The following is an 18,891-nucleotide window of genomic DNA, read 5'->3' on the forward strand; positions in this document are numbered from 1 at the left end:
GCATTCTCCTGGTGTGACTATCGCCCGATTTCATCAGTTCGCGGAGGGCTGCTTTTAGCATCAGCCAGGAAGGAAATAAAGGGGTATATAAACGCTGCGCGCCCCTTTATTTCCTTCCTGTCAGCTGCTCATTGCCCTTCGCCGCTCAGTGATGAAGTCGAACGATGTAATAACCCAATGAGGAGAAAACCAGAATGCACACATTAAACGTCAAAACCGCCACTCGTGAATCAGCCGAACAATTTAAGATCGATGAACGCCAGCGCTACTCTGTTACAGATGGTGATGAACGTCTGGATTTTATTCCTGCGCTCTTTTTTACGCCTTCTGCTGATAACATGATTGCCAGCTGGTTACGTCAGCATTCAGATTATGATGGCGGTTTCTGGAATTACTGGATTATTCCGCAGGGCACCGGAGGAAACATTGCTCCGAACTGTGTCAGATTCACCACGACGCAAACCGGATATATCGCACCGGAAGGTGAACAGCGCTATAACATGGTTTTTCCCGGTAATTAATTTGAAGCAGAGGTCAGTGCCGATGCTGCCGGAATTATTGCGACCCTGATGATCATGAACTGGTTGTCCTGGCAGGTTGCAGATATGGGGCCTGAATATTCGAAAGTCTGTAAACACCTCGTCGCTCGTCAGGATGCACTGAAAGACTACATCAGTATCATAAAACACCCTGAAGCAGATTTAATTTATCGGGCTATTGATTGACGACATAAATACTGGATGAATAAAAAGACCTCCTGTTGAGGTCTTTTTACTGTTTTGCAAAAGTCTGCGCTGCATTTTTATTATTCTTTATCGCCCGATATGTTGCCTCAATTTTTCTGGCATAGACATATCTTCTCTGCGCCTGTTCTTCTGTTTTCCTGAAACCTGCATTATAAGCGCCCACGGCCTGCCAGCTGACTCCCCACTTTTTGAATGCAATTGCAAGATAGTAAGCCCCGGTGTAGATATTCATACACGGATCGGAAATAAGGTGCTCCGGTTTGATTCCATAACGAGCCAGTTCGTTAAAGTGCTGGGAGTCCACCTGCATAAGTCCGGAGCCAAAGCCCGACACAGGATTGTAGCCTTTAACGTCTGTGCGGAAGTTCGATTCATTCCAGGAGATTGCCCGAAGTAGATCTGGATCTATATGATAATCTCTGCCCGCCATATCAAAACAATCTGCATTAGCATTCTGAGCGGCTATCAGTAGTAATGCTGCCAGAAGTAGATTCCTCACTATTATTTCCCTGTGATGTGTTTTAGATGCCCTGATGATCGCATTATTACCTGATCTCAGGCAAGCCAAATATGGCCAAGAATTACTCTATGGATGCCTGTGCTAATATGCTTCTCCGGTAGTTTCTGTCTCACACCCCACGCAAAATTTCATTTTGCAGGATTATCTAGTTAAATCATGTATTTACGCTTGGATTATGAATGCAAGTTAGTGTTTTATCGCACAGAAGGGCACTGCCATAGTGCCGTAATGTCGCCTGTTTGTGGCTTTATTGTGGCTAATGTAGTGCTAAATGAGAATAATCATGCAATTACTTTGAGTGCCACACATTGCGGTGCCGCTTAATGTGTGGCATTGTAGTGCCTGATTTTTGCTATTTGGCACTGTTGTGGTGCTGTGTTTTAATTGGCGTAGTTTTTTTACAGTGCCGGCATGGTGCTGTAAGGACAAGAGGGTAATAAAGTTATGCCACGGCAGAATGTTTATATGAAGCAAAAAACAATTGATGGTATCCGACAAATCGTCGATATGAGAAGGGAAGAGGGAGCGACAGCTTCTGATGCCAATATCTCCAGTGTCTGTTCCGAAATGCTGGAACTGGGAATGCGTGTGTACCTCAATGCAAAAAATAAGAAGGCATCAGATGCAGAAGCTGGTGAGGATGTATTTCAAAGCTCTCTTTTTGAAGAGGTTGTAAAATCAAGAATGGCATCACAGGAGATACTGGCGCTGATGTTTTCTTTGCAGGATATAAAATCTGATAGTCGTAACAATTATGATAAATTGATCGACTCTCTAAAAGAGAAAACAGATTTACGGGTCAAAAAGGTACTCAACAGAGAGTAGAATTTTCTGGTTAAGGAAGCCAGCTAACAATAGTGGTATGGGATGATTGCTACTTTTCTATTTTCAGAAAAACCATGCAATATATATGATGAATTAGTTTTGTAAGTATATCTTTTTGTGGTATATTTTAAATACAACATAAGGTTATGTTGTAGACAATAAGAAATCGCTCACACAGGGGGATAGCGCCCCCTGCATGAGCTAACCAAAAACCAACTTAGGAGAGTATGGTTATGGCTACGCACGATCGTATGGATCTGAATGTCAGATCTCAAGCGTTTTATCGGGATTTTTATCACTTCTGCAAAAATTCCTGTGAGATGTGGTACATAAAAGATGCAAACCATCATTTAGTTGATGCTAGTTTTGCTTTTTGTTCCCGATTTTCGCTCCTGAATGTTACAGCGACGAATCTTTCTTCAATGCAGAATGCTCTTTTCCCTTCTGGTCAGGGGGACTTGGCTATGCGCGCTTTTGAAAAGCAGGCCATATTACAAAATAAAGAGATGCTGATTTACACCTGTGGTTACCTTCGTGATTCCGATGGTTGCAATGCGTTTATCCTTAAAATGAATAAAATGTATTGTAGCGGATTGGAATATACGTTTGTTAATGTAATTGATGTGGCTTCATATGATTCTATAAATGAATGGATTCCATACCTTTTTACAGATATGAAAATTAATAATTCTGATGTTCAACTAAGCAACTTCAGGAAGGTCACTCCACTTACTCTCGTTTCTCAGGATGAATGGGATGTGGCGTGGTTGCTTATTTGCGGTTATACAATAAGAGATATTGCTGTAATTTTGAATTTTAATAAATCAACTATTGAATCTCGAATTGATAATGTTTATATGAACCTCCAGGTAGTTAATAAAATTGGACTTCTGAGGGTGGCTAAATTTTATGGGTGGATAAGATTTGTACCTGACAGGTATTCATCTGAGCCATTTTTATTGAAGATTGATTAGATTGAAAAGGAAGGTATTAGCCTTCCTTTTATTATTTTTATTAAAAGGTTCTTCGTTATTGTTAATGGTTTTGTCTATTAAATTTATTCCCCTTTCGACATCCCTTATAAAAAGCATTTACAGGACATTTTAGTGATTAGGAATGTTTATTCCCTGCCAACTGTTAAGTTGGCCAGGGAGTGTCACTTTTCTAATCGGTAGTCGAGTCGAAAAATGTGTATATTTCAATTGTTGTTGATTTGCATCAATGTTTTGCTCGATTAAAGTCACGTTAAACATAGCTATTTTTTAATGAACTTATTTAATTACAACAACTTATGTTGTCAATGTGTGTATTTATACACCAGACACCTGTCCGGTGTGACGAGTTTTCCGTTCATGAAACAATTTTATCCAATATTTATATGGATACTGTTTATGACTAAACCAGCATCAATTTCATCAGGGGCACCCCAAACCCGGAGAGTAAAAGTGATCCTTACGGCAGAAGCCAGTGAACTTCTTTCTGCCGCTGCTAAAAAGGGCAAGCGATCCCGACAAGTTGAAGCTATGTTGCGATTGCATGACAGTCTTAAGAATATCCCTGAAATACAAGTGTGTTACTGGGAAAGTAATAAATAGTCTTATGGGAAATATCATCCGACCTGCATTATCGATATTCCCCACCATTAAGTCGGACTGACGCCAACGGTCTGATTTCAGTTTTTTTTGTTTTGTCTTATCCGTTTTTTCTTCACCGATAAAACGGCGGGCATCCCTTTGCCCAAAATCCGTCGGGCGAGTTTCCCCCCACGACAGGTGTGACACCCTGGGGCGGTAGCGTGTCTGAAGACGTTTGTACAGATAATCCCCCGCGGCTTCTGCCTTGCGGGCGTCGCGGGGGCGTATCTGCCCGAACAACTTAATCGTTAATTAAAGGAAATAATATGGCTGATATTTCAGTGATAAATCAGGGGGCGGACGTTGTCTGCAAGGGGAATAAAAATGGGCTGCTCTCACGCATGGTGTCTGCCGTGAAAGCGGTGCCGTCGCTGGTGAATAACCGTACCGCGAAGGCGCTGTTTAAGTATGTGGCAATGCCGCTGGCATTATTTCTGGCGGCGCGCGGTATGGCGCATGCCGAAGACCTGACGGCGGCCGGCAAACAGGATGCGACGGATACCTTTGGTGAAGACTCCACCATGATGTACTACTTCATGATCGCGGAAGTTGTGCTGGTCTTCCTGCTGTACCTCAAATCACATAACCCGGCGACCTTCCTGCTTATCCCGGTGTTTATCGTGATTACCAAAATCATCTTCTCCATCATTTCTGCCCGCTCCGGGGGCTGATCGGCACGGAGACTAGTCAATGGATGAGGAACGCGCTTCGCGCTTCATGTTTCCTCAGACACTGACAGAGCAGACACGGCCCATCGGACTACCGATGGATGAGACAATAGCCCTGTTCGCACCGATGGGATGGGGCTTTTATACCGGTAAGTACGTTACCGGTCTGGTCATTGCCGTTCTGCTCTGGTTCTGTCTGAAGTATTTCAAAAAGGGGAGAGGGACCGACTGGCTGCTTAACGCCTGTTACTGGTACCTCCCGTCTTCACTCTTCAAAGGCATGTACAAAGTCATTCCCGATTCGTCATTCCGGCTGTGGCTGCGTTGATGACCAGGAGGTATTCCCATGGACCTGAAGGCAAAGCGCCTGTCGGCCCGCTACACATCACTCATCTTTCTGCTGCTTCTGGTGTTCTTTGGTCTGAGTCTTGCCGGCAACCTGGTGGCCTGGTTGCGACTCGATGCGCTGATTAACAGCCGTGAAGAGACCTATATCCCGATGGGGTTTGATACCCCGTTCACACTGACGCGCAACCGGATGGATGCGAACTATCTGGAGCAAACTGCCGAATCGCTGGTCTTCCTGCGCTACAACGTGTCGCCGGAATCGGTGAAAGCCAATCACAAAGCGCTGCTGCGCTTCTTTGATAACGAAGAGCGTCCTGCCATGCAGGAAGTTTTGGCCAGCGAAGCGCAGCGCGTTATCGACAATAACGTCACCACGGCCTTTTACCTGTCCGGTTTCGACACCTACCCGGCTTCGGGGATCGTCGATATTCACGGAACGGTACAGCAGTGGATAGGCAATCGTAAGCAGCTGCCGGAAGACAAAATTATCCGGATGGCACTGCGCTATCACCGGGGTATTACCACCATTCAGGATTTCAGGGAGCAGGTGGATGAAAAGAAAAAATAACAGGTATGGCAGGCACCGTCTGGCATTGCTGGTCAGTCTGCTCTGTCTGAGCGGCGCTGCGCTGGCAGAGCCGGTGGCGATGTTACCAGTAAAAATCCCCGTTTCGCCGGACAGCCAGGTCCGGGTTGCGCTCAGCAATACCAACCCGAATCTGCTGGTTGTGCCCGGCGATAAGATTATCGCCGTGGACAGTGCGCAGGGGATGTTTCTTAATGACAACAAGGCGCTGGGGCAGGCTAACGGCGGTGTGCAGCTGATGACCGCCCAGACTACCCCGTTCACCTTCTATGTCCGCACGGAAGGAGGGCTGACCGTTTCTGTTATTGGTGTCCCGCAGAAACGGGATGGCCGGGTGCTGCAGTTTATCTCCAGCCGTCCGGTACAGCATGATGATGCGCGGCGCTGGGAGCAGTCGCAGCCGTATGTGCGCACCCTGATCTCTGTTCAGCAGGCAGTACTGAGCGGCGGCGTACCGAAAGGGTTTACTGAAGCTCCTGTCGTGGCGGTACCGACATTTTCCCTGCCGGGCTGGTTGTCGGTGACGCCTCAACAAATGTGGAGTGGTGGTGGGCTTCGGCTCTATCGCCTGACGGTGCGTAATCGTGGTGCCAGTGTGCTGGCTATACCAGAACGACTGTTTCAGGCACCTGGCGTACGTGCAGTGATGGTGTTTCCGTTCAGTACCACGCTGATGCCCGGTACCGATACGCAAGTGTGGGTCACGGTCAGCAACGACGGGGAGGGGCAGGCTAATGGCTAACATTAACGTGCTGACCCGTCGCAAGCAGATGGCGGTGCTGATCGCCGTGGCGCTGGGATTAAGCGCTATCGGCGGTGTCGCCTGGTATATCGGTGCACCATCAAAGGTGTCCCCCGGTAAGAGCCAGGCAAAAAAACCGGTACCGGATATGACCGGCGCGGTGACCTCCAGTACCTTCGGTAAAAAAGTCAGCGATACGGCGGTGGCTGACCTGCAGCATACCGCGAATCAAGCCGATAAAAAGCTGGCCAGCTTCGAGAATCAGCTCAATAAGCTCGCCAGTGAAAACAAAGCCTACCGGGACAAAATTCAGTCACAGGATGATGATATCAAACTGTTGCAGACGCAGATTGATGCCATGAACCAGGCGGGGGAAAGCGGCAGCGGTAATGCCACACCGGGTCCGGGAGTGCCAGCCGGCACCCTGCCTGTCGGTGGTGGTTCGGGGGCGGTACCTCCGCCGACCGCCTTTTATCCCGGCGTTCCCGGCAATCAGACGACGGTGAATATCTCCCCACAGCTCAATCAGGGGCTGTCCACCATGAGTATCGATTACGGCGAAAAAAAGGATGATGCGCCAGCGCTGCCGTATATTCCGTCGGGGAGTTTTGCCGGGGCGACGGTGATTGAGGGGGCGGATGCCAACGCCTCAGTGACAGGGGAAAGCGCGTCATCACCCATGCTGTTCCGCCTGACCGGTAAGATGATTTTGCCGAATGACGGGGAATACGACCTGCGGGGCTGCTTTGTCACGGCGGCGGCCTATGGCGATATTTCCAGCGAACGTGCCCTGCTGCGCACCGACCGTCTGTCCTGCCGCATCCATGGCCATGTTATCGACCAGCCCTTCAAGGGCCATGTTTCCTTTATGGGTAAAAATGGTATCCGGGCTGAGCCGGTTATCCGCAACGGCAAGATTATCGGCTACGCCTTTGCAGGCGGGGCCATCGATGCGATGGGCAGTGCTATCTCAAATGTGGGTTCAACCAGTGTCGGTCTGGGGGCGGCGAATACCGTCAGCGGTGGCGATGTTGCCCGCGCCGGTCTCGGCGGCGGCACGTCTCAGGCAGGCAAAACCCTTTCGGATTACTTCATCAAACGTGCCGAGCAATACCACCCGGTTATTCCTGTGGGGGCCCGCGTTCAGGTTTCAGTGGTCTTCCAGGAAGGATTCCAGCTGCAGTATGCCGACGTGAAGAAGGAGAAGAAGCCCACGGTATCTTCTCAGGAAAAAGCGACCGGCAACGGTATCACCATCACCAAAGAAGCGCTGCGTAACCTCAATCTCGGGGACTCCGTGGGTGCCATGAAGGACCAGATACAGGCAGGAATGCAGGAATCGATGCGATGAAAACGTTATGGACAGATATCAGAGAGGGATGGCGGGCGATGCAATATCACTACACTGGCCCCGGAGCTGCATTGCACTTAATAGCGCTGGCTGTCCGCTGCCTGCTGTGGTGGGTGATGGGCTGCATTCTCCTTTTTACGGTCTACGGCGGGTTACTGTTGTTTTATCTCGAACAGATGCCGGGACGGGTGGCATCAACGATCCCGGGTCTGCTGACGGTGGTTCATGAGGTGGTGGTTCTCTGGCAGTGGCAGTGCATCACGGTACTGAGCTCGGTCCTGCCGCTGTTCTGTTTGTGGGTGACGCTTGTTCATTTTATTTGGGTACGTCCCGCTAACGCTGACCGTACCCGCATTCCGTTCAACCCGCGTCGTTAATTTTTCTTCCCCATTCAGGAGTTTGTATGCGTAAACCACAACGCCATCCTCTGGCTTTGTTGTCTTCCCCGGAGCTGGCGCAACACATTCTGGATAACTGCACGACGTTTATCACGCTGAGCCAGCCTGCTCACCCATTCCACCTGCCGGATGGGCCTCAACGAGACCATACGATAGTTGTCGGGCGTACCGGTGGCGGTAAAACAGACCTCTGTGCTCGCGTCATGAATGATGTGCTTCGCCGTCCCGGTGAGGGGCGCTCTGGTGAGTGATAAGCGCCACCTCTTCGGCGCACTGGCGGCCATAAAAATCTTCACCCGCTGAATTTCTTTCTCTCAGGATAAATCATGAATAAATTCATTATGCCTTTACTGGCAGGCGCTGGCCTGCTCTCCGGCTGTGCCGGAATGAACTCTGACTTTGACTGTAATACCGTGGCCCATGACCGCTGCATCACCATGGAGCAGGCTAACCAGCAGGCGGCAGGACGTACGTCGTCTTCCTCTGCGATGTCCGGCTTTGATGGTGATGCGGGAAAGACGGACGCGGCTGCTGAGACCCTGCCGCGCCTGGCACCGGTTCCGGTCTCACCTTCACCGCTGACCGGTATTCAGGCGGCCACCCGTGATGCGGGTACGCGATCAGTAAGAACGACGACGGGGAGCCTGCTGCTGCCCGCGTCGCGCCCGGTTCGTCCGGATGTGGGAGGCCCGGCAGTACCTTCCCACCGGCCGGCAGTCTCTCCAGTCTTGCCGACACCATCACCTGTCACTGAAGCCCGGCGCTATGCCGACACCGGGGTCAGTCAGCCTGTACGGGTCAATCCGACCACGGCACGACTGTGGATTGCAGGCTGGATTGACCGGGATGATGTTATGCATCAACCGTCGGTAGTGTCTTTCGTGGTGAAGCCTGATCACTGGGCCGGGAGCTGAATATGGCCCTGCATGATGAACTGTTCCGTCGCCTGATGACCGACTGGCAGCGGAAGGATGGTGCCGCGAAGGCCGGAGAGGCGCTGGACGATATGGACTACCCTTCTCTGGTCAGCGTGCTGCCGTACCAGCATTACGATAAAGACAGCGGCCTGTTTGTAAACCAGAACACCATGGGTTTTATCCTCGAATGTACGCCGCTGATTGGGGCTAACGACGGTATCGTGGAGGCCCTGGACAACTTCCTGCGTAACAAACTCCCCCGCGAACAGCCGCTGAGTGTGCTCCTCCTCGGAAGCAAGTGTGTCAGCCATCTGCTGGATAACGGTCTGTCGGATATGGCCTGGCAGGGGGAGCAGGCAACGCGCTTTGACCATATCACCCGCGCGTTCTATGAACACGGTGCCCTGTACGGACTGCCCAACAACAAAGGCTTCCCGCTGTCACTGCGTAACTATCGCCTTTTTATCAGCTACGCCGAGCCGTTGCGTCGTGATGTTGATGAATTGTTCGCCTCGCTGGGGCAGACGCTGAGTATCGTGCAGCAGTCGCTGTTTGCCGCAAACCTGCACTCTGAGGTGCTGGATGACCGGGGCCTGGTCGGGCTGGTCCGTGAAATTGTGAATTTCCGCCATGATCGCATCACGCCGCCGTCTGATGAGGTGGACCCGTATGAAGAGCTGAATGCCCAGTGCGTCGCCCGATCCATCAACCTGAAGGTGACGCCGGATTGTCTGCACCAGAGTCAGTCCTCTGCGGAAGGTGGTCGGGTGAAAACCCGCATCATGAGCTACATGCCGGAGAAGAACCCGGTGAAGTTTGCGCTGTGGCAGGGCGGGAACAACCTCAGTAATCTGCTGGACCCGACGTCGACGGTGCCGAGCCCCTTTGCTATCACGCTGACGACAGAACTGGATGTTCAGGCGAAGAGTCAGAACGAAGCGGTACGAAAGTTCGCCACCAACGATAAGCGGGCAAACTCACCGTTCGGTAAGTGGGTGCCGGGGGTTAAAAAGGCCGCCCGTGAGTGGGATGGATTGCGCGAGCGACTGTCTACCGGGCAGTCGGCGCTGGCGCGCTACAGCCTGGGCGTCACGCTGTTCTGCGAGGATGATAATGATAAGGCCCTGATGTGCGAACTGGCGCTACAAAACACCTTCCGCGCCAACGGCATTTCACTGTGTTCGCCCACTTTTATGCAGCTGCGTAACTGGCTGTCGCTGTTTCCGTTCATGATGCCGGAAGGGTTATGGAGCGATATGCGCCGCAGCGGTGCGACGCTCCGGGCAGAGTCGTTCAATGTCGCTAATCTGTTGCCGGTGGTGGCGGACAACCGTATCTGCCCGAAGGGCGTGCCCATTCCGTCGTACCGTAACCAGCTCTCGTATCTGGACCTGTTCGACAGCAAGTCAGGACTGGGTAATGACAACTATAACCTCGGGGTGTGTGGCACCTCCGGGGGCGGGAAGTCTTTCCTGATGCAGACCATCATCCGGCACATCCTCGACAGTGGAGGGCGGGCCTGGGTGTTCGATATGGGGGATTCGTACAAGGCCCTGTGCGCCAACGTCGGTGGGGTCTACGTCGATGCCACTGACCTCAAATTCAACCCCTTTGCCGGTATCGTCAATATTGTGGAATCGGCGGAGAGTATCCGCGACCTGCTGCTGGTCCTCTCCAGCCCGTCAGGCAAAGTCGATGATACCGCCAAGTCTATTCTGCTCAACGCGGTACAGGCGGTATGGGAGGGTAAAGCGCCTTCCGGACGGAAGGGGAATGCAGTGCTCATTGATGATGTATCCGACCTGCTGAATGCCTGGACTGTCCTGCCGAAATATAAAGATGCCACCACGGTGCGCAACATGATGGAAGAGATGGTGGTGTCGCTGCACAAGTACACCACCGGCGGTATCTACGGCGAATACTTCAACAGTCCGGAACCGGCGCTTGATGACAATGTCCGTTTCTGCGTGCTGGAGATGGGGCGACTCAAAAACAAACCTGACCTGCTGGCGGCCATCATGTTCTCGATGATGATTTATGTCGAGCAGCGGATGTTCCTGTCACCCCGTAGTGAGCGTAAGGCGGCCATCATCGATGAGGCCTGGAAGCTGCTGGCGAGCGAAAACGGCTTTATCGGTGACTTCATCGAGAACGGCTACCGCACCGCGCGTAAGTATGGCGGTGCTTATATCACCATCACCCAGGGGATTGAAGACTTTGATGGCGACAAGGCCAGCATCGCGGCGAAGGCCGCCTGGTCCAACTCGTCGTTCAAAATCATCCTGCGTCAGAACCGGGAAGCCTTCCGCAAGTACAACCAGAAGAACGAGGGGCAGTTCAGCCCATCGGAGCAGACCATCATTGAGGGTTTCCCCTCGGCCAAAGATGCGCACTTCAGCGCCTTTATGCTGCGCGTGGCCGGACAGATCTCGTATCACCGTCTGATACTCGACCCGCTGAGTCGGGTGATGTTCTCGTCCGACGGCGATGATTTTGAGTTTCGTGAACAGTGCCTGAAGGAAGGAAAAACCGTCCATGAAGCGCTCTGGTTACTGGCCCGTAAAAAATACGCTAAGGAAATGGAGGTGCTGGAACAATGGCAGATACAGTCGTGAATCAACCGAAGTCCCCTGAATTACAACCGTCTGTGGACGTTACTCCGACAGACGGAACGCGTCATCACGTCGCTTCAGCATCATCCCATCAACGTCTCACTCGCCGTCGTCGGCGCTGTCTGGTACCGGTGGCCTGTGTCACCGCCTTTATTCTGGTCATGAATGCCGGCATCTCGATGTTGCTGGCGCAGTGGCAGCGGCCGGAGACAGTGAGCTTCGATATGACTGGTACGGTGAATAACTTTATGGCTCAGGTGGCCGGGCGTCATCTCAGCGACGGGGAGGTAAAAGCCACCACCGCGCGTTTTAACATCGTCCTCAATGCCGCATTGACCGACTGGCAACGCCATCACGGCGCCATCATCCTGGTGGCACCGGCGGTGGTGAGCGGTGCCCGCGATATCACTGCAGATGTTCAGGCAGAGGTGGCGAACCGGATGGCAGAAGGAGACAGTCATGAGTGACGAAGTCGATGTGGCTCAGGACGTTGTTGAGCTGACGAACACCGTGGCGGTGCTGGCTATCCGCCATCAGTTGCAGGCAGCGGGGAGTGAATATTGCCAGTCATGCGGTGAAACCATCCCGGAGGCCCGTCGTCTGGCGGCACCCTGGGCGGACACCTGCACACCGTGCCAGAGCGTACTGGAGCACCGAAATAAGGTGGGGTACTGATGCATAAACGATACCTGACTTTGTTGTTCCTGGTCTGTCCACTGGTCGGGCAGGCTAAAGATCTGGGAGCCTGGGGGGATGTCTGGCCGGTGCAGGAGCAGAGCTTTCTGGCGCTGATTCAGGATCGCCTGCAGGGGTTGCAGGATAACGGACAACTGGCAGAGCTGCAGCAACAGTTCCAGGAACGGGTGGTGGCGCATACGCTACGCCCGGCACCGGTGGAGGGGCTGGTCACCGACACGCAGACACATACGTCCTGGTATGACCCGACCTTTGTGGTTGGCCAAACGCTGGCCGATGCGCAGGGCCAGGTTTTTGCGCGTCAGGGCGATATTCTGAATCCGCTGGATACGCTGGCGCTGAATACCACCCTCTATTTTATCGATAGTGATGATGCGCGCCAGGTCGCCTGGATGAAGGCGCAAACCCCGCCCACGCCTGTGTACAAGGTCATTCTGGTCAACGGCAACATCAAAACGGCAGCAGATGCGCTGTCAGAGCGTATCTACTTCGACCAGCAAGGCGTACTGACGAAGAAACTGGGTATTCACTACATTCCTGCGATGGTCAGTCAGGACGGTAAGCGCCTGAAGATCACCTCTGTTCCCATAAAGGAGGCCCGGTAATGCTGTTCCCGCTTGTTATTACCCTGCTGTGTTTCACCGTCGGCGCGCTGCTGTTGGTGGTGATATTCCAGCGACGGGAATACCGTCGTCTGCAGACGGATGCTGATGGGATCGTGATGCGCTATCTGGCGGTTGCTGAGCGGTTTGAGTCCCTGGTCCGTGAGCTGACGGAGCCTTACGGCGGGGTATTGTATGATGTGATGGAGGTGGAGCAGCTTGCGGCCCGGATGAAGGCGTTGCCCGACAGTGAAATACGGGAGACCGCTGAGCGTATTCTTGGGCGCCTGAATGGACGAATGCGCATGTTACTGAAGCAGGTGTCTGACCGCTATCGCCTGTCTGATGCCGATCGGCTGCGCTGGCTGAGTGAACCGGAATCCCCGGAGGCCGGCAAATGACATTCAGACTTTCTGCTTTACTACTGGCCTGCGGTCTGACCATCGGTACCGGTACGCTGGCCTCTGAACCCGAATGCCAGGGACGCTTCGTCAACCCGATCACCGATATCTGCTGGGAATGTATGTTCCCGATGTCCATCGGCAATGCGGCCGTGTCGTCCGGCTCGCTGCCGGATACGGAGAACCCATCTTCCCCTGTCCAGTTCTGCCCGGTCCCGCCGCCGGTGTTTGAGCGTATAGGCCTTGCGATTGGCTTCTGGGAGCCGTTTGCCCTGACGGACGTGACCCGCGCGCCGTTCTGCATGGTCAATCTTGGTGGCACAAGTATCAGCGCAGGCAAGCTTGGCAGCGGAGGTGGGAAACGCCAGGGGGCGGTCAATACCGGTGCCTTCTACCACGTCCACTGGTACAAATACCCGCTGACCTGGTGGCTCAATATTATCACCGACCTCGGCTGCCTGCAGGGTGGGGATATGGATATCGGCTATCTGTCCGAACTGGACCCGACCTGGGATGACAGTTCGCTGGCCTCGGTGCTGGCACCTGAAGCATTCCTGTTCGCCAATCCCATCGCGCAGGGGGCCTGTGCCGCTGATGCGCTGGCCAGCGCCGTTTCAAAACCCTTAAACCCACTGTTCTGGTGTGCCGGTTCGCACGGCAGTATGTATCCGTTTACGGGGTTTGTTTCCAATCAGGCCAGCCCACAGGCCGCCAGCGTGCTGCTCTCCGAGCGAATGGACTACAAGCTGCACCGCCAGGGGATGATCCTGAACAGTGTCGGCGCCGATACGGCCGTGTGCTATGAGTACCCGTCGCCCATCATGCCGAAAGATCGTTACCGCTATCAGATGGTCAACATGTATCCGGATGCGGGACGTTGCCATCCGTTTGGCCGTACCGTGATGGCGTGGGAAGCCGGGCATGCCACGCCGGCGAGTCGACAGAACTTTGGTTACCTCATCTGGCGCAAGCGTAACTGCGTCTTCCTCTGATTTTCCGGGAACAATCTGATGAACCTTAAAATTTTTACCGTGCTGGTCGGTGCGCTGCTGGCGGCTGCCTGCGTACAGGCCGATGGCCTGACAGACGAGCAGCAGCTTTTTCGTACCCTGCGGGAACAGAGTGGGGCGATACGCCAGCTTCCGCAGAACGCCGCAACAATGCCGGACGTCAACGCACTTTTGCAGGACAAACTCTCCGGGGCTGACCGGCAGTGGATAGGTGATATGCAGCGCCGGGTGCAGTCATCTGTCGCACCGGACAGTGAGGCCCGTCCGGATGCCTTGTATTTCCTGTCATTTTCCATCCCCGAGGAGGGACTGAAGCAAATGGTCCCGGCAGCAACGCGCTTTCATATTCCGGCGTTGATTAATGGTCTCGTGGATAACAACTTCCGCAAAACCGTGGAATCGGTCTTTCGTCTGGCGCGGGAGAACAATCAGGGTGGGGTTCAGATTGATCCCCGGCAGTTCAGCAAATACGGCATCACCACGGTTCCGGCCCTGGTGGTGACCTGTGATGCCGGATATGACCGCCTCACTGGCAACCTGAAATTGAAAGAAGCACTGGAGCGGATTGCAGCCGAAGGGGACTGTGCCGATACGGCGAAGAAGTTGCTGAAGGAGGGAGCATCGTGAAAAAGCAGCTGATTCCGGGCGTTCTGTTGCTGGCCTCAGCAGTATCCGTACTGGCAAGCCCGCAGTATGACGAGGCGGCAAAGTATGCCGGCAGCGTGAAGGATCAGGGGATGAATGTGATGAAGGGGACCGACCCGGCGACGACGATCCCCGGCTACACCGCGAAACCGGATGAATCCGGTTATTACGGCGGGACCACCGCCACCAGTAATCCCGACCTGGAAAACGCCGGCAACAGTGAGATGCATAACGGAGAAGCCGGTAAGACCATCATGGAGGTCATTAAGAATCGCCCGAAGGATCTCATCTCCACCGACGCCCCCTTTATCAGCGGTTCGCTGGATATTGAGGATAAGGCTGAGGCCATCATGTCCGGTACCGATACGCAGTGCAAGGATGTGAATGTGGATAAGACCCAAATCACAAATTATACCTGTGAACGCACGCCAGCTGTGCAGCTGGCCTGTACACGAACGGCGACGGCTGGCGGAGGTCACGAAGAAGATTCGACCGAAATAAAACAGGTGGTTATTCAGTCTCAGGGGATTACTTTTGCATCTTCAGATGCCGGATATACCGGCACCTGGACTTCGCCGGTGACCGGGAGGGTAGTGACGGCGTCAGCCACGTATTCCTGGAATAAGCACCTGGCGTTCAGTAATTCGAACTGGTTTATGCGGGTGACCACCCCTTTCGGGTTGATCTCAATGGATGATGATACCGGCAGTCCGGCCCTGAGCAGTGGGGCGCAACTGACGGAGGGGGCGGGAATGGTGTTTTCCATTCGTACCCGAAATAATCAACCTGCGGTGGATTCCATCTGGAAGAACAGCAACATGCGTTACAGTTTTACCATCACGCTGAGGGTTGCGGTTCCTGTAAAAAAATGGGTTCCGGACGTGGTGTGGTCGGAGAACTGCCCGTTTGATAAGACCGACCAGGTGCTGATCAACAGCGTCTGTACCGACCCCGGCGGCGATCGTACTTTTACCGTCAACGGTGAGAACTATGTTCTGCACAGCGACTGCTGGCAGTATACCGACACGTATGTCTCTCAGTCGGCCGATAACGGTACCTGTAACGACTATATGCAGAATCCCGCCTGTACCGTTGGCTCCACGACCTGCCTCGACAGCCTGAATGGTACCTGTTTGCGTGAGCAGGTGGTCTTTTCCTGCGAGGAAAAAGTGAGCGGAAGCGCGCAGTTGTGCGGTGGTGAGCTGGTCTGTACCGATGGCAGTTGCGACCAGCTGGATGACGGTAAGTCAAATGGGTTTCAGTCTGCCGTCTCGGGACTGGCCGCGCTGGCGGCCGCCGGTAAAGATATCGCCGCCCTGAATGGCGTCAACGTCTCCGCCTTTACCGGTGAGGGCCACAGCTGTCGTAAGGCGATGGCGGGTTTCAGTAACTGCTGCAAGGACAGCGGCTGGGGTAACGATGTCGGACTTGCCAGTTGTAACACCGAAGAGAAGGCGCTGGGGGAGGCCAAAAAGCGCAAGCTGAGTATCTACGTCGGCTCGTACTGTGCGCATAAGGTGCTTGGCGTCTGCATAGAGAAGAAGGAGGGTTACTGCCAGTTTGAAAGTAAGCTCGCGAAAATCATTCAGGATCAGGGGCGTCGCGGGCAGCTGGGTATCGGCTTTGGTAGCGGAAGTTCGCCGGACTGCCGTGGACTGACGGTGGCAGAACTGCAGCGTCTGAATTTCAAAAACATTAACTTTGCCGACTTTTATGATGACCTGGAGAACGGTACCACGCTGCCGGCAGACCAGGAGCTGCTTGACCGCGTTAAAGAACAGATCGCCGGGAAGATGGCAGGAGGTGGCCAGTGAAGCGAACCCTCCCGACAGTATTCCTGTTGCTGGTTACCGGGACGCAGGCCGCGACCATCAATACTGAGCCTTCGCAAAGCGCATTTCCTCCGGCTGCCTTCTCATCCACCGGGACCTATGTGGATGCGCCCATTGTGGGCTGGCACTGGTACAACGAACCTCAGCCAGAAGAGGAGGATGAGCCGGAAGATGACACTGTACCGCTCAGCGTCCTGCCGCCAAACCTGCAGATGTCACTTCTGCAGAAGCTGACAAAAGAAAAGCTCAACAGCGCCATATTGTCTCCCTCCCCGGAGAAAGCGGCGGACTATCTGCGCATGCAGTCTTATCTGATGAACCTGTCCGGGCAGTTTACGCAGTCAGCCAAAAAGGCGCTGCTGCTGTATCCGGATCTCGATTACAACCTGGAGCACAGCCGCTATAACGGCACCGCAACACTGCAACAGACGGCGGCCCGTCAGCTGCAGAATGATGCCATTCATAACCTGGGGCAGCGCTATGGTCTGTTCCTGTTTTACCGGGGTAACAATCCGCAGGATATGCAGATGGCGGCCACGGTGAACCAGTTCTCACAACAGTACGGACTGTCGCTGATCCCGGTCAGTATGGACGGCGCGCGCAGCGAAGTGCTGCCGCAGACCCGACAGGACAGCGGGCAGGCGGCGAAAATGGGCGTTGGCCAGTTTCCGGCGCTGATACTGGTTGAGCCGGGCAGTGAGCAGTATCAGCCACTGGCCTGGGGCTTCATGACACAGGACGACCTGGCCCGGCGTTTCCTCGATGTGGCGACCGATTTTAAGGCGCAGTACTGATCAGACCCAGTCTTCTGCCCGAAGGCCGGAAACGCGGGAGAACTCCCGCATATTATTGGTCACCATAATGAGCCCCCGGCTGCGGGCATGACCGGCAATCATCTGATCGTACGGACCAATGGGCTGGCCCGCTTTTGCCTGTTCGGCCCGGATCTGCCCCGTATGGGTGGCGGCATGTATATCGTAATCCAGTACAGTAAGGCGTGCCGCGAACCCTTCCACGACGGCCAGATTGCGTTCCGGTGCGCTGCTTTTCTCCGCACCATAAATAAGCTCCATCAACGTTATTGTGCTGATGCAAAGCTGCTGCCGGTGAAGGTTGAACTTCTGCCTGACGGCTTCAGGTTTATTTTTTATGGTGAAGATACAGATGTTGGTGTCCAGCATGTACTTGAGCATCAGAAGTCTTCCCGCATCTGTGCTTCGGGCTGTTCCCGGGCCGACATAAAGTCTGTGGTAACGGTCTCGCCATCAAACCAGGCATCCCAGGACTCACCTGCCGGTGAAATGATACGGGTCCGGCCAACAGCCACAATCTCAACATGTTTCACATCATCAGGCAGTGCAACTGCTTTCGGCAGGCGGACAGCCTGACTGCGGTTACTTAAGAATACAGTGGTTTCCATGAGAACCTCCTTTAGGGATATACATCTTGTATATCCAGTATGATTGTGCGGGAGTATATGTCAATGGGATATACGTTATTTTGTTCTACAGAGGGTAAGTTCAGTGAGTAAGAACAGTGAGAAATTGAGTGAAAAAGTGAAGCAGGAGAATCTGCTGATGTTCTGTGGGATGGCCTTTATGGCTGCCGGGCCGGTGTTCTGGCTCCTGGCCAGTATGGCGCTGGATACGCGGGCGCTCAGTCTGGGACCGGACAAGGTTGATGTCCTGGAATGGGTGAGTATTGCAGTATCACTGCTGTTGAGCCTGTGTGGTGCGGCCCTGGGTGTGGCAGGCTGGGCGCTGGCGTCATGGCATGCCTGGCGTGCTATCCGGCAGCCCGGGGGGATGTGATGAAAATCCGACTCCCAAAAGTGGCGCTGGGGCTGGTACTGATGCTGAGCGGGGTTGTGTCGATAGTGCATGCCTCTACGCTGGATGAGCTAAAGGCGCTGGAAGCTGGCAAGGGAGAACCGCAGCCCCGGACAGAGGTAAGGTCAGTACCAGAGATTTCCACCACGCCTGCAGGGCGGGCATACCGCCTTCCGGATGGTCGTTCGATAAATACTGCCGATTATCGCCTGGTGTTGTTTATGCAGTCTTCCTGCCATTTTTGTCAGCAGTTTGATCCGCAGCTTATCCAGCTGTCCACGCAGACGGGCTTTAAGGTGTTCCCCTATACGCTGGACGGGAAGGGCGATGTGAGTTTTCCGCAGGCGATCCCGGCCCCGCGTGCCGTTCTCGATCAGTTCTTTGGCCCCGGTAATAACGGCGTGACGCCCACGACCTGGCTGGTGAACGTGAATACCCTGCAGAGCTGGCCACTGGCGCAGGGGATAATGGATATGAACAGTCTGCTGCAGAGAATAAATCAGGCTCTGATGTTCCGTCAGCGTTAGCG

The 18,891-nt window shown here is 53.7% G+C and carries 25 protein-coding genes and 1 pseudogene; 23 read left to right on the forward strand and 3 right to left on the reverse strand.

Annotated features, from left to right (window positions below; genetic code table 11):
* Nucleotides 1-194: 194 nt before the first annotated feature.
* Nucleotides 195-725 (forward strand): annotated as a pseudogene (locus tag GO007_RS26090) (antirestriction protein).
* A 46-nt stretch (nt 726-771) separates the two neighbouring features.
* Here the strand turns inward: GO007_RS26090 and GO007_RS26095 are convergent.
* On the reverse strand, nt 772-1,245 hold the full coding sequence (locus GO007_RS26095) for a transglycosylase SLT domain-containing protein (protein ID WP_058655889.1): 474 nt from the start codon (nt 1,243-1,245) through the stop codon (nt 772-774).
* A 465-nt stretch (nt 1,246-1,710) separates the two neighbouring features.
* Between GO007_RS26095 and traM the strand changes: the two genes are divergently transcribed.
* The 20 genes from traM (at nt 1,711) to traF (ending at nt 17,327) form a co-directional block, all read left to right on the forward strand.
* Nucleotides 1,711-2,091: a conjugal transfer relaxosome DNA-binding protein TraM gene (gene traM, locus GO007_RS26100; RefSeq protein WP_072269103.1), complete on the forward strand. Its 381-nt coding sequence runs from the start codon at nt 1,711-1,713 to the stop codon at nt 2,089-2,091.
* A gap of 233 nt (nt 2,092-2,324) precedes the next feature.
* Nucleotides 2,325-3,065 carry a helix-turn-helix transcriptional regulator gene (locus GO007_RS26105; RefSeq protein ID WP_157349390.1) on the forward strand — a complete coding sequence of 247 codons (741 nt, stop codon included), beginning with the start codon at nt 2,325-2,327 and terminating at the stop codon, nt 3,063-3,065.
* 417 nt (nt 3,066-3,482) lie between these two features.
* Nucleotides 3,483-3,686 carry a TraY domain-containing protein gene (locus GO007_RS26110; protein ID WP_095105047.1) on the forward strand — a complete coding sequence of 68 codons (204 nt, stop codon included), beginning with the start codon at nt 3,483-3,485 and terminating at the stop codon, nt 3,684-3,686.
* Between the two features lie 305 nt (nt 3,687-3,991).
* Nucleotides 3,992-4,396: a type IV conjugative transfer system pilin TraA gene (locus tag GO007_RS26115; protein ID WP_095105049.1), complete on the forward strand. Its 405-nt coding sequence runs from the start codon at nt 3,992-3,994 to the stop codon at nt 4,394-4,396.
* A gap of 46 nt (nt 4,397-4,442) precedes the next feature.
* Entirely contained in the window at nt 4,443-4,721 is a 279-nt protein-coding gene (gene traL, locus GO007_RS26120) for a type IV conjugative transfer system protein TraL (protein WP_230979153.1), read from the forward strand.
* Between the two features lie 18 nt (nt 4,722-4,739).
* Nucleotides 4,740-5,309: a type IV conjugative transfer system protein TraE gene (gene traE / locus GO007_RS26125; protein WP_095105050.1), complete on the forward strand. Its 570-nt coding sequence runs from the start codon at nt 4,740-4,742 to the stop codon at nt 5,307-5,309.
* Complete coding sequence (gene traK / locus GO007_RS26130; protein ID WP_095105051.1) at nt 5,293-6,069, forward strand: type-F conjugative transfer system secretin TraK; 777 nt, start codon at nt 5,293-5,295, stop codon at nt 6,067-6,069. The genes traE and traK overlap by 17 nt, the downstream gene beginning before the upstream one ends.
* On the forward strand, nt 6,062-7,420 hold the full coding sequence (locus tag GO007_RS26135; protein WP_095105053.1) for a TrbI/VirB10 family protein: 1,359 nt from the start codon (nt 6,062-6,064) through the stop codon (nt 7,418-7,420). The genes traK and GO007_RS26135 overlap by 8 nt, the downstream gene beginning before the upstream one ends.
* Nucleotides 7,417-7,797, forward strand: coding sequence for a hypothetical protein (locus GO007_RS26140; RefSeq protein WP_058655883.1), 381 nt, complete (start codon nt 7,417-7,419; stop codon nt 7,795-7,797). The genes GO007_RS26135 and GO007_RS26140 overlap by 4 nt, the downstream gene beginning before the upstream one ends.
* A gap of 26 nt (nt 7,798-7,823) precedes the next feature.
* Nucleotides 7,824-8,069: a hypothetical protein gene (locus tag GO007_RS26145; RefSeq protein ID WP_095105054.1), complete on the forward strand. Its 246-nt coding sequence runs from the start codon at nt 7,824-7,826 to the stop codon at nt 8,067-8,069.
* 75 nt (nt 8,070-8,144) lie between these two features.
* Nucleotides 8,145-8,732: a type IV conjugative transfer system lipoprotein TraV gene (gene traV / locus GO007_RS26150; protein ID WP_095105055.1), complete on the forward strand. Its 588-nt coding sequence runs from the start codon at nt 8,145-8,147 to the stop codon at nt 8,730-8,732.
* Between the two features lie 2 nt (nt 8,733-8,734).
* Nucleotides 8,735-11,350, forward strand: coding sequence for a type IV secretion system protein TraC (gene traC / locus GO007_RS26155; RefSeq protein WP_095105057.1), 2,616 nt, complete (start codon nt 8,735-8,737; stop codon nt 11,348-11,350).
* A gap of 32 nt (nt 11,351-11,382) precedes the next feature.
* A complete protein-coding gene (gene trbI / locus GO007_RS26160) occupies nt 11,383-11,814 on the forward strand; it encodes a type-F conjugative transfer system protein TrbI (RefSeq protein WP_370525604.1) in 432 nt (143 codons plus the stop codon).
* Nucleotides 11,807-12,022 (forward strand): TraR/DksA C4-type zinc finger protein, encoded by a 216-nt coding sequence (locus tag GO007_RS26165; protein WP_032713693.1) that lies wholly within the window; start codon nt 11,807-11,809, stop codon nt 12,020-12,022. Before trbI ends, GO007_RS26165 begins: the two co-directional genes overlap by 8 nt.
* Nucleotides 12,022-12,648, forward strand: coding sequence for a type-F conjugative transfer system protein TraW (traW, locus tag GO007_RS26170; RefSeq protein WP_095105059.1), 627 nt, complete (start codon nt 12,022-12,024; stop codon nt 12,646-12,648). Before GO007_RS26165 ends, traW begins: the two co-directional genes overlap by 1 nt.
* Nucleotides 12,648-13,046, forward strand: a complete 399-nt coding sequence (locus GO007_RS26175) for a hypothetical protein (RefSeq protein ID WP_095105061.1) — start codon at nt 12,648-12,650, stop codon at nt 13,044-13,046. The genes traW and GO007_RS26175 overlap by 1 nt, the downstream gene beginning before the upstream one ends.
* Nucleotides 13,043-14,038, forward strand: coding sequence for a conjugal transfer pilus assembly protein TraU (gene traU, locus GO007_RS26180; protein WP_095105063.1), 996 nt, complete (start codon nt 13,043-13,045; stop codon nt 14,036-14,038). The genes GO007_RS26175 and traU overlap by 4 nt, the downstream gene beginning before the upstream one ends.
* An 18-nt stretch (nt 14,039-14,056) precedes the next feature.
* The gene (gene trbC / locus GO007_RS26185) at nt 14,057-14,683 is read left to right on the forward strand and encodes a type-F conjugative transfer system pilin assembly protein TrbC (RefSeq protein WP_095105065.1); all 627 of its coding nucleotides are present in this window, start codon (nt 14,057-14,059) and stop codon (nt 14,681-14,683) included.
* On the forward strand, nt 14,680-16,515 hold the full coding sequence (traN, locus tag GO007_RS26190) for a type-F conjugative transfer system mating-pair stabilization protein TraN (protein WP_095105067.1): 1,836 nt from the start codon (nt 14,680-14,682) through the stop codon (nt 16,513-16,515). The genes trbC and traN overlap by 4 nt, the downstream gene beginning before the upstream one ends.
* Entirely contained in the window at nt 16,512-17,327 is an 816-nt protein-coding gene (traF, locus tag GO007_RS26195; RefSeq protein WP_223261839.1) for a type-F conjugative transfer system pilin assembly protein TraF, read from the forward strand. The genes traN and traF overlap by 4 nt, the downstream gene beginning before the upstream one ends.
* On the opposite strand, the gene vapC is transcribed toward traF, so the two are convergent.
* Nucleotides 17,328-17,726, reverse strand: coding sequence for a type II toxin-antitoxin system tRNA(fMet)-specific endonuclease VapC (gene vapC / locus GO007_RS26200; RefSeq protein ID WP_095105069.1), 399 nt, complete (start codon nt 17,724-17,726; stop codon nt 17,328-17,330).
* On the reverse strand, nt 17,726-17,953 hold the full coding sequence (vapB, locus tag GO007_RS26205) for a type II toxin-antitoxin system VapB family antitoxin (protein ID WP_095105071.1): 228 nt from the start codon (nt 17,951-17,953) through the stop codon (nt 17,726-17,728). Before vapB ends, vapC begins: the two co-directional genes overlap by 1 nt.
* A gap of 103 nt (nt 17,954-18,056) precedes the next feature.
* Here vapB and GO007_RS26210 point away from each other — a divergent pair, with 103 nt between their 5' ends.
* Together GO007_RS26210 and trbB are read left to right on the forward strand one after the other, a co-directional pair.
* Complete coding sequence (locus GO007_RS26210) at nt 18,057-18,344, forward strand: hypothetical protein (protein ID WP_095105073.1); 288 nt, start codon at nt 18,057-18,059, stop codon at nt 18,342-18,344.
* A complete protein-coding gene (trbB, locus tag GO007_RS26215; protein WP_095105075.1) occupies nt 18,344-18,889 on the forward strand; it encodes a type-F conjugative transfer system pilin assembly thiol-disulfide isomerase TrbB in 546 nt (181 codons plus the stop codon). Before GO007_RS26210 ends, trbB begins: the two co-directional genes overlap by 1 nt.
* Nucleotides 18,890-18,891 lie beyond the last annotated feature (2 nt).

This window comes from Klebsiella sp. 10-1, assembly GCF_009758445.1.
GTDB classification, from domain to species: domain Bacteria; phylum Pseudomonadota; class Gammaproteobacteria; order Enterobacterales; family Enterobacteriaceae; genus Klebsiella; species Klebsiella scottii.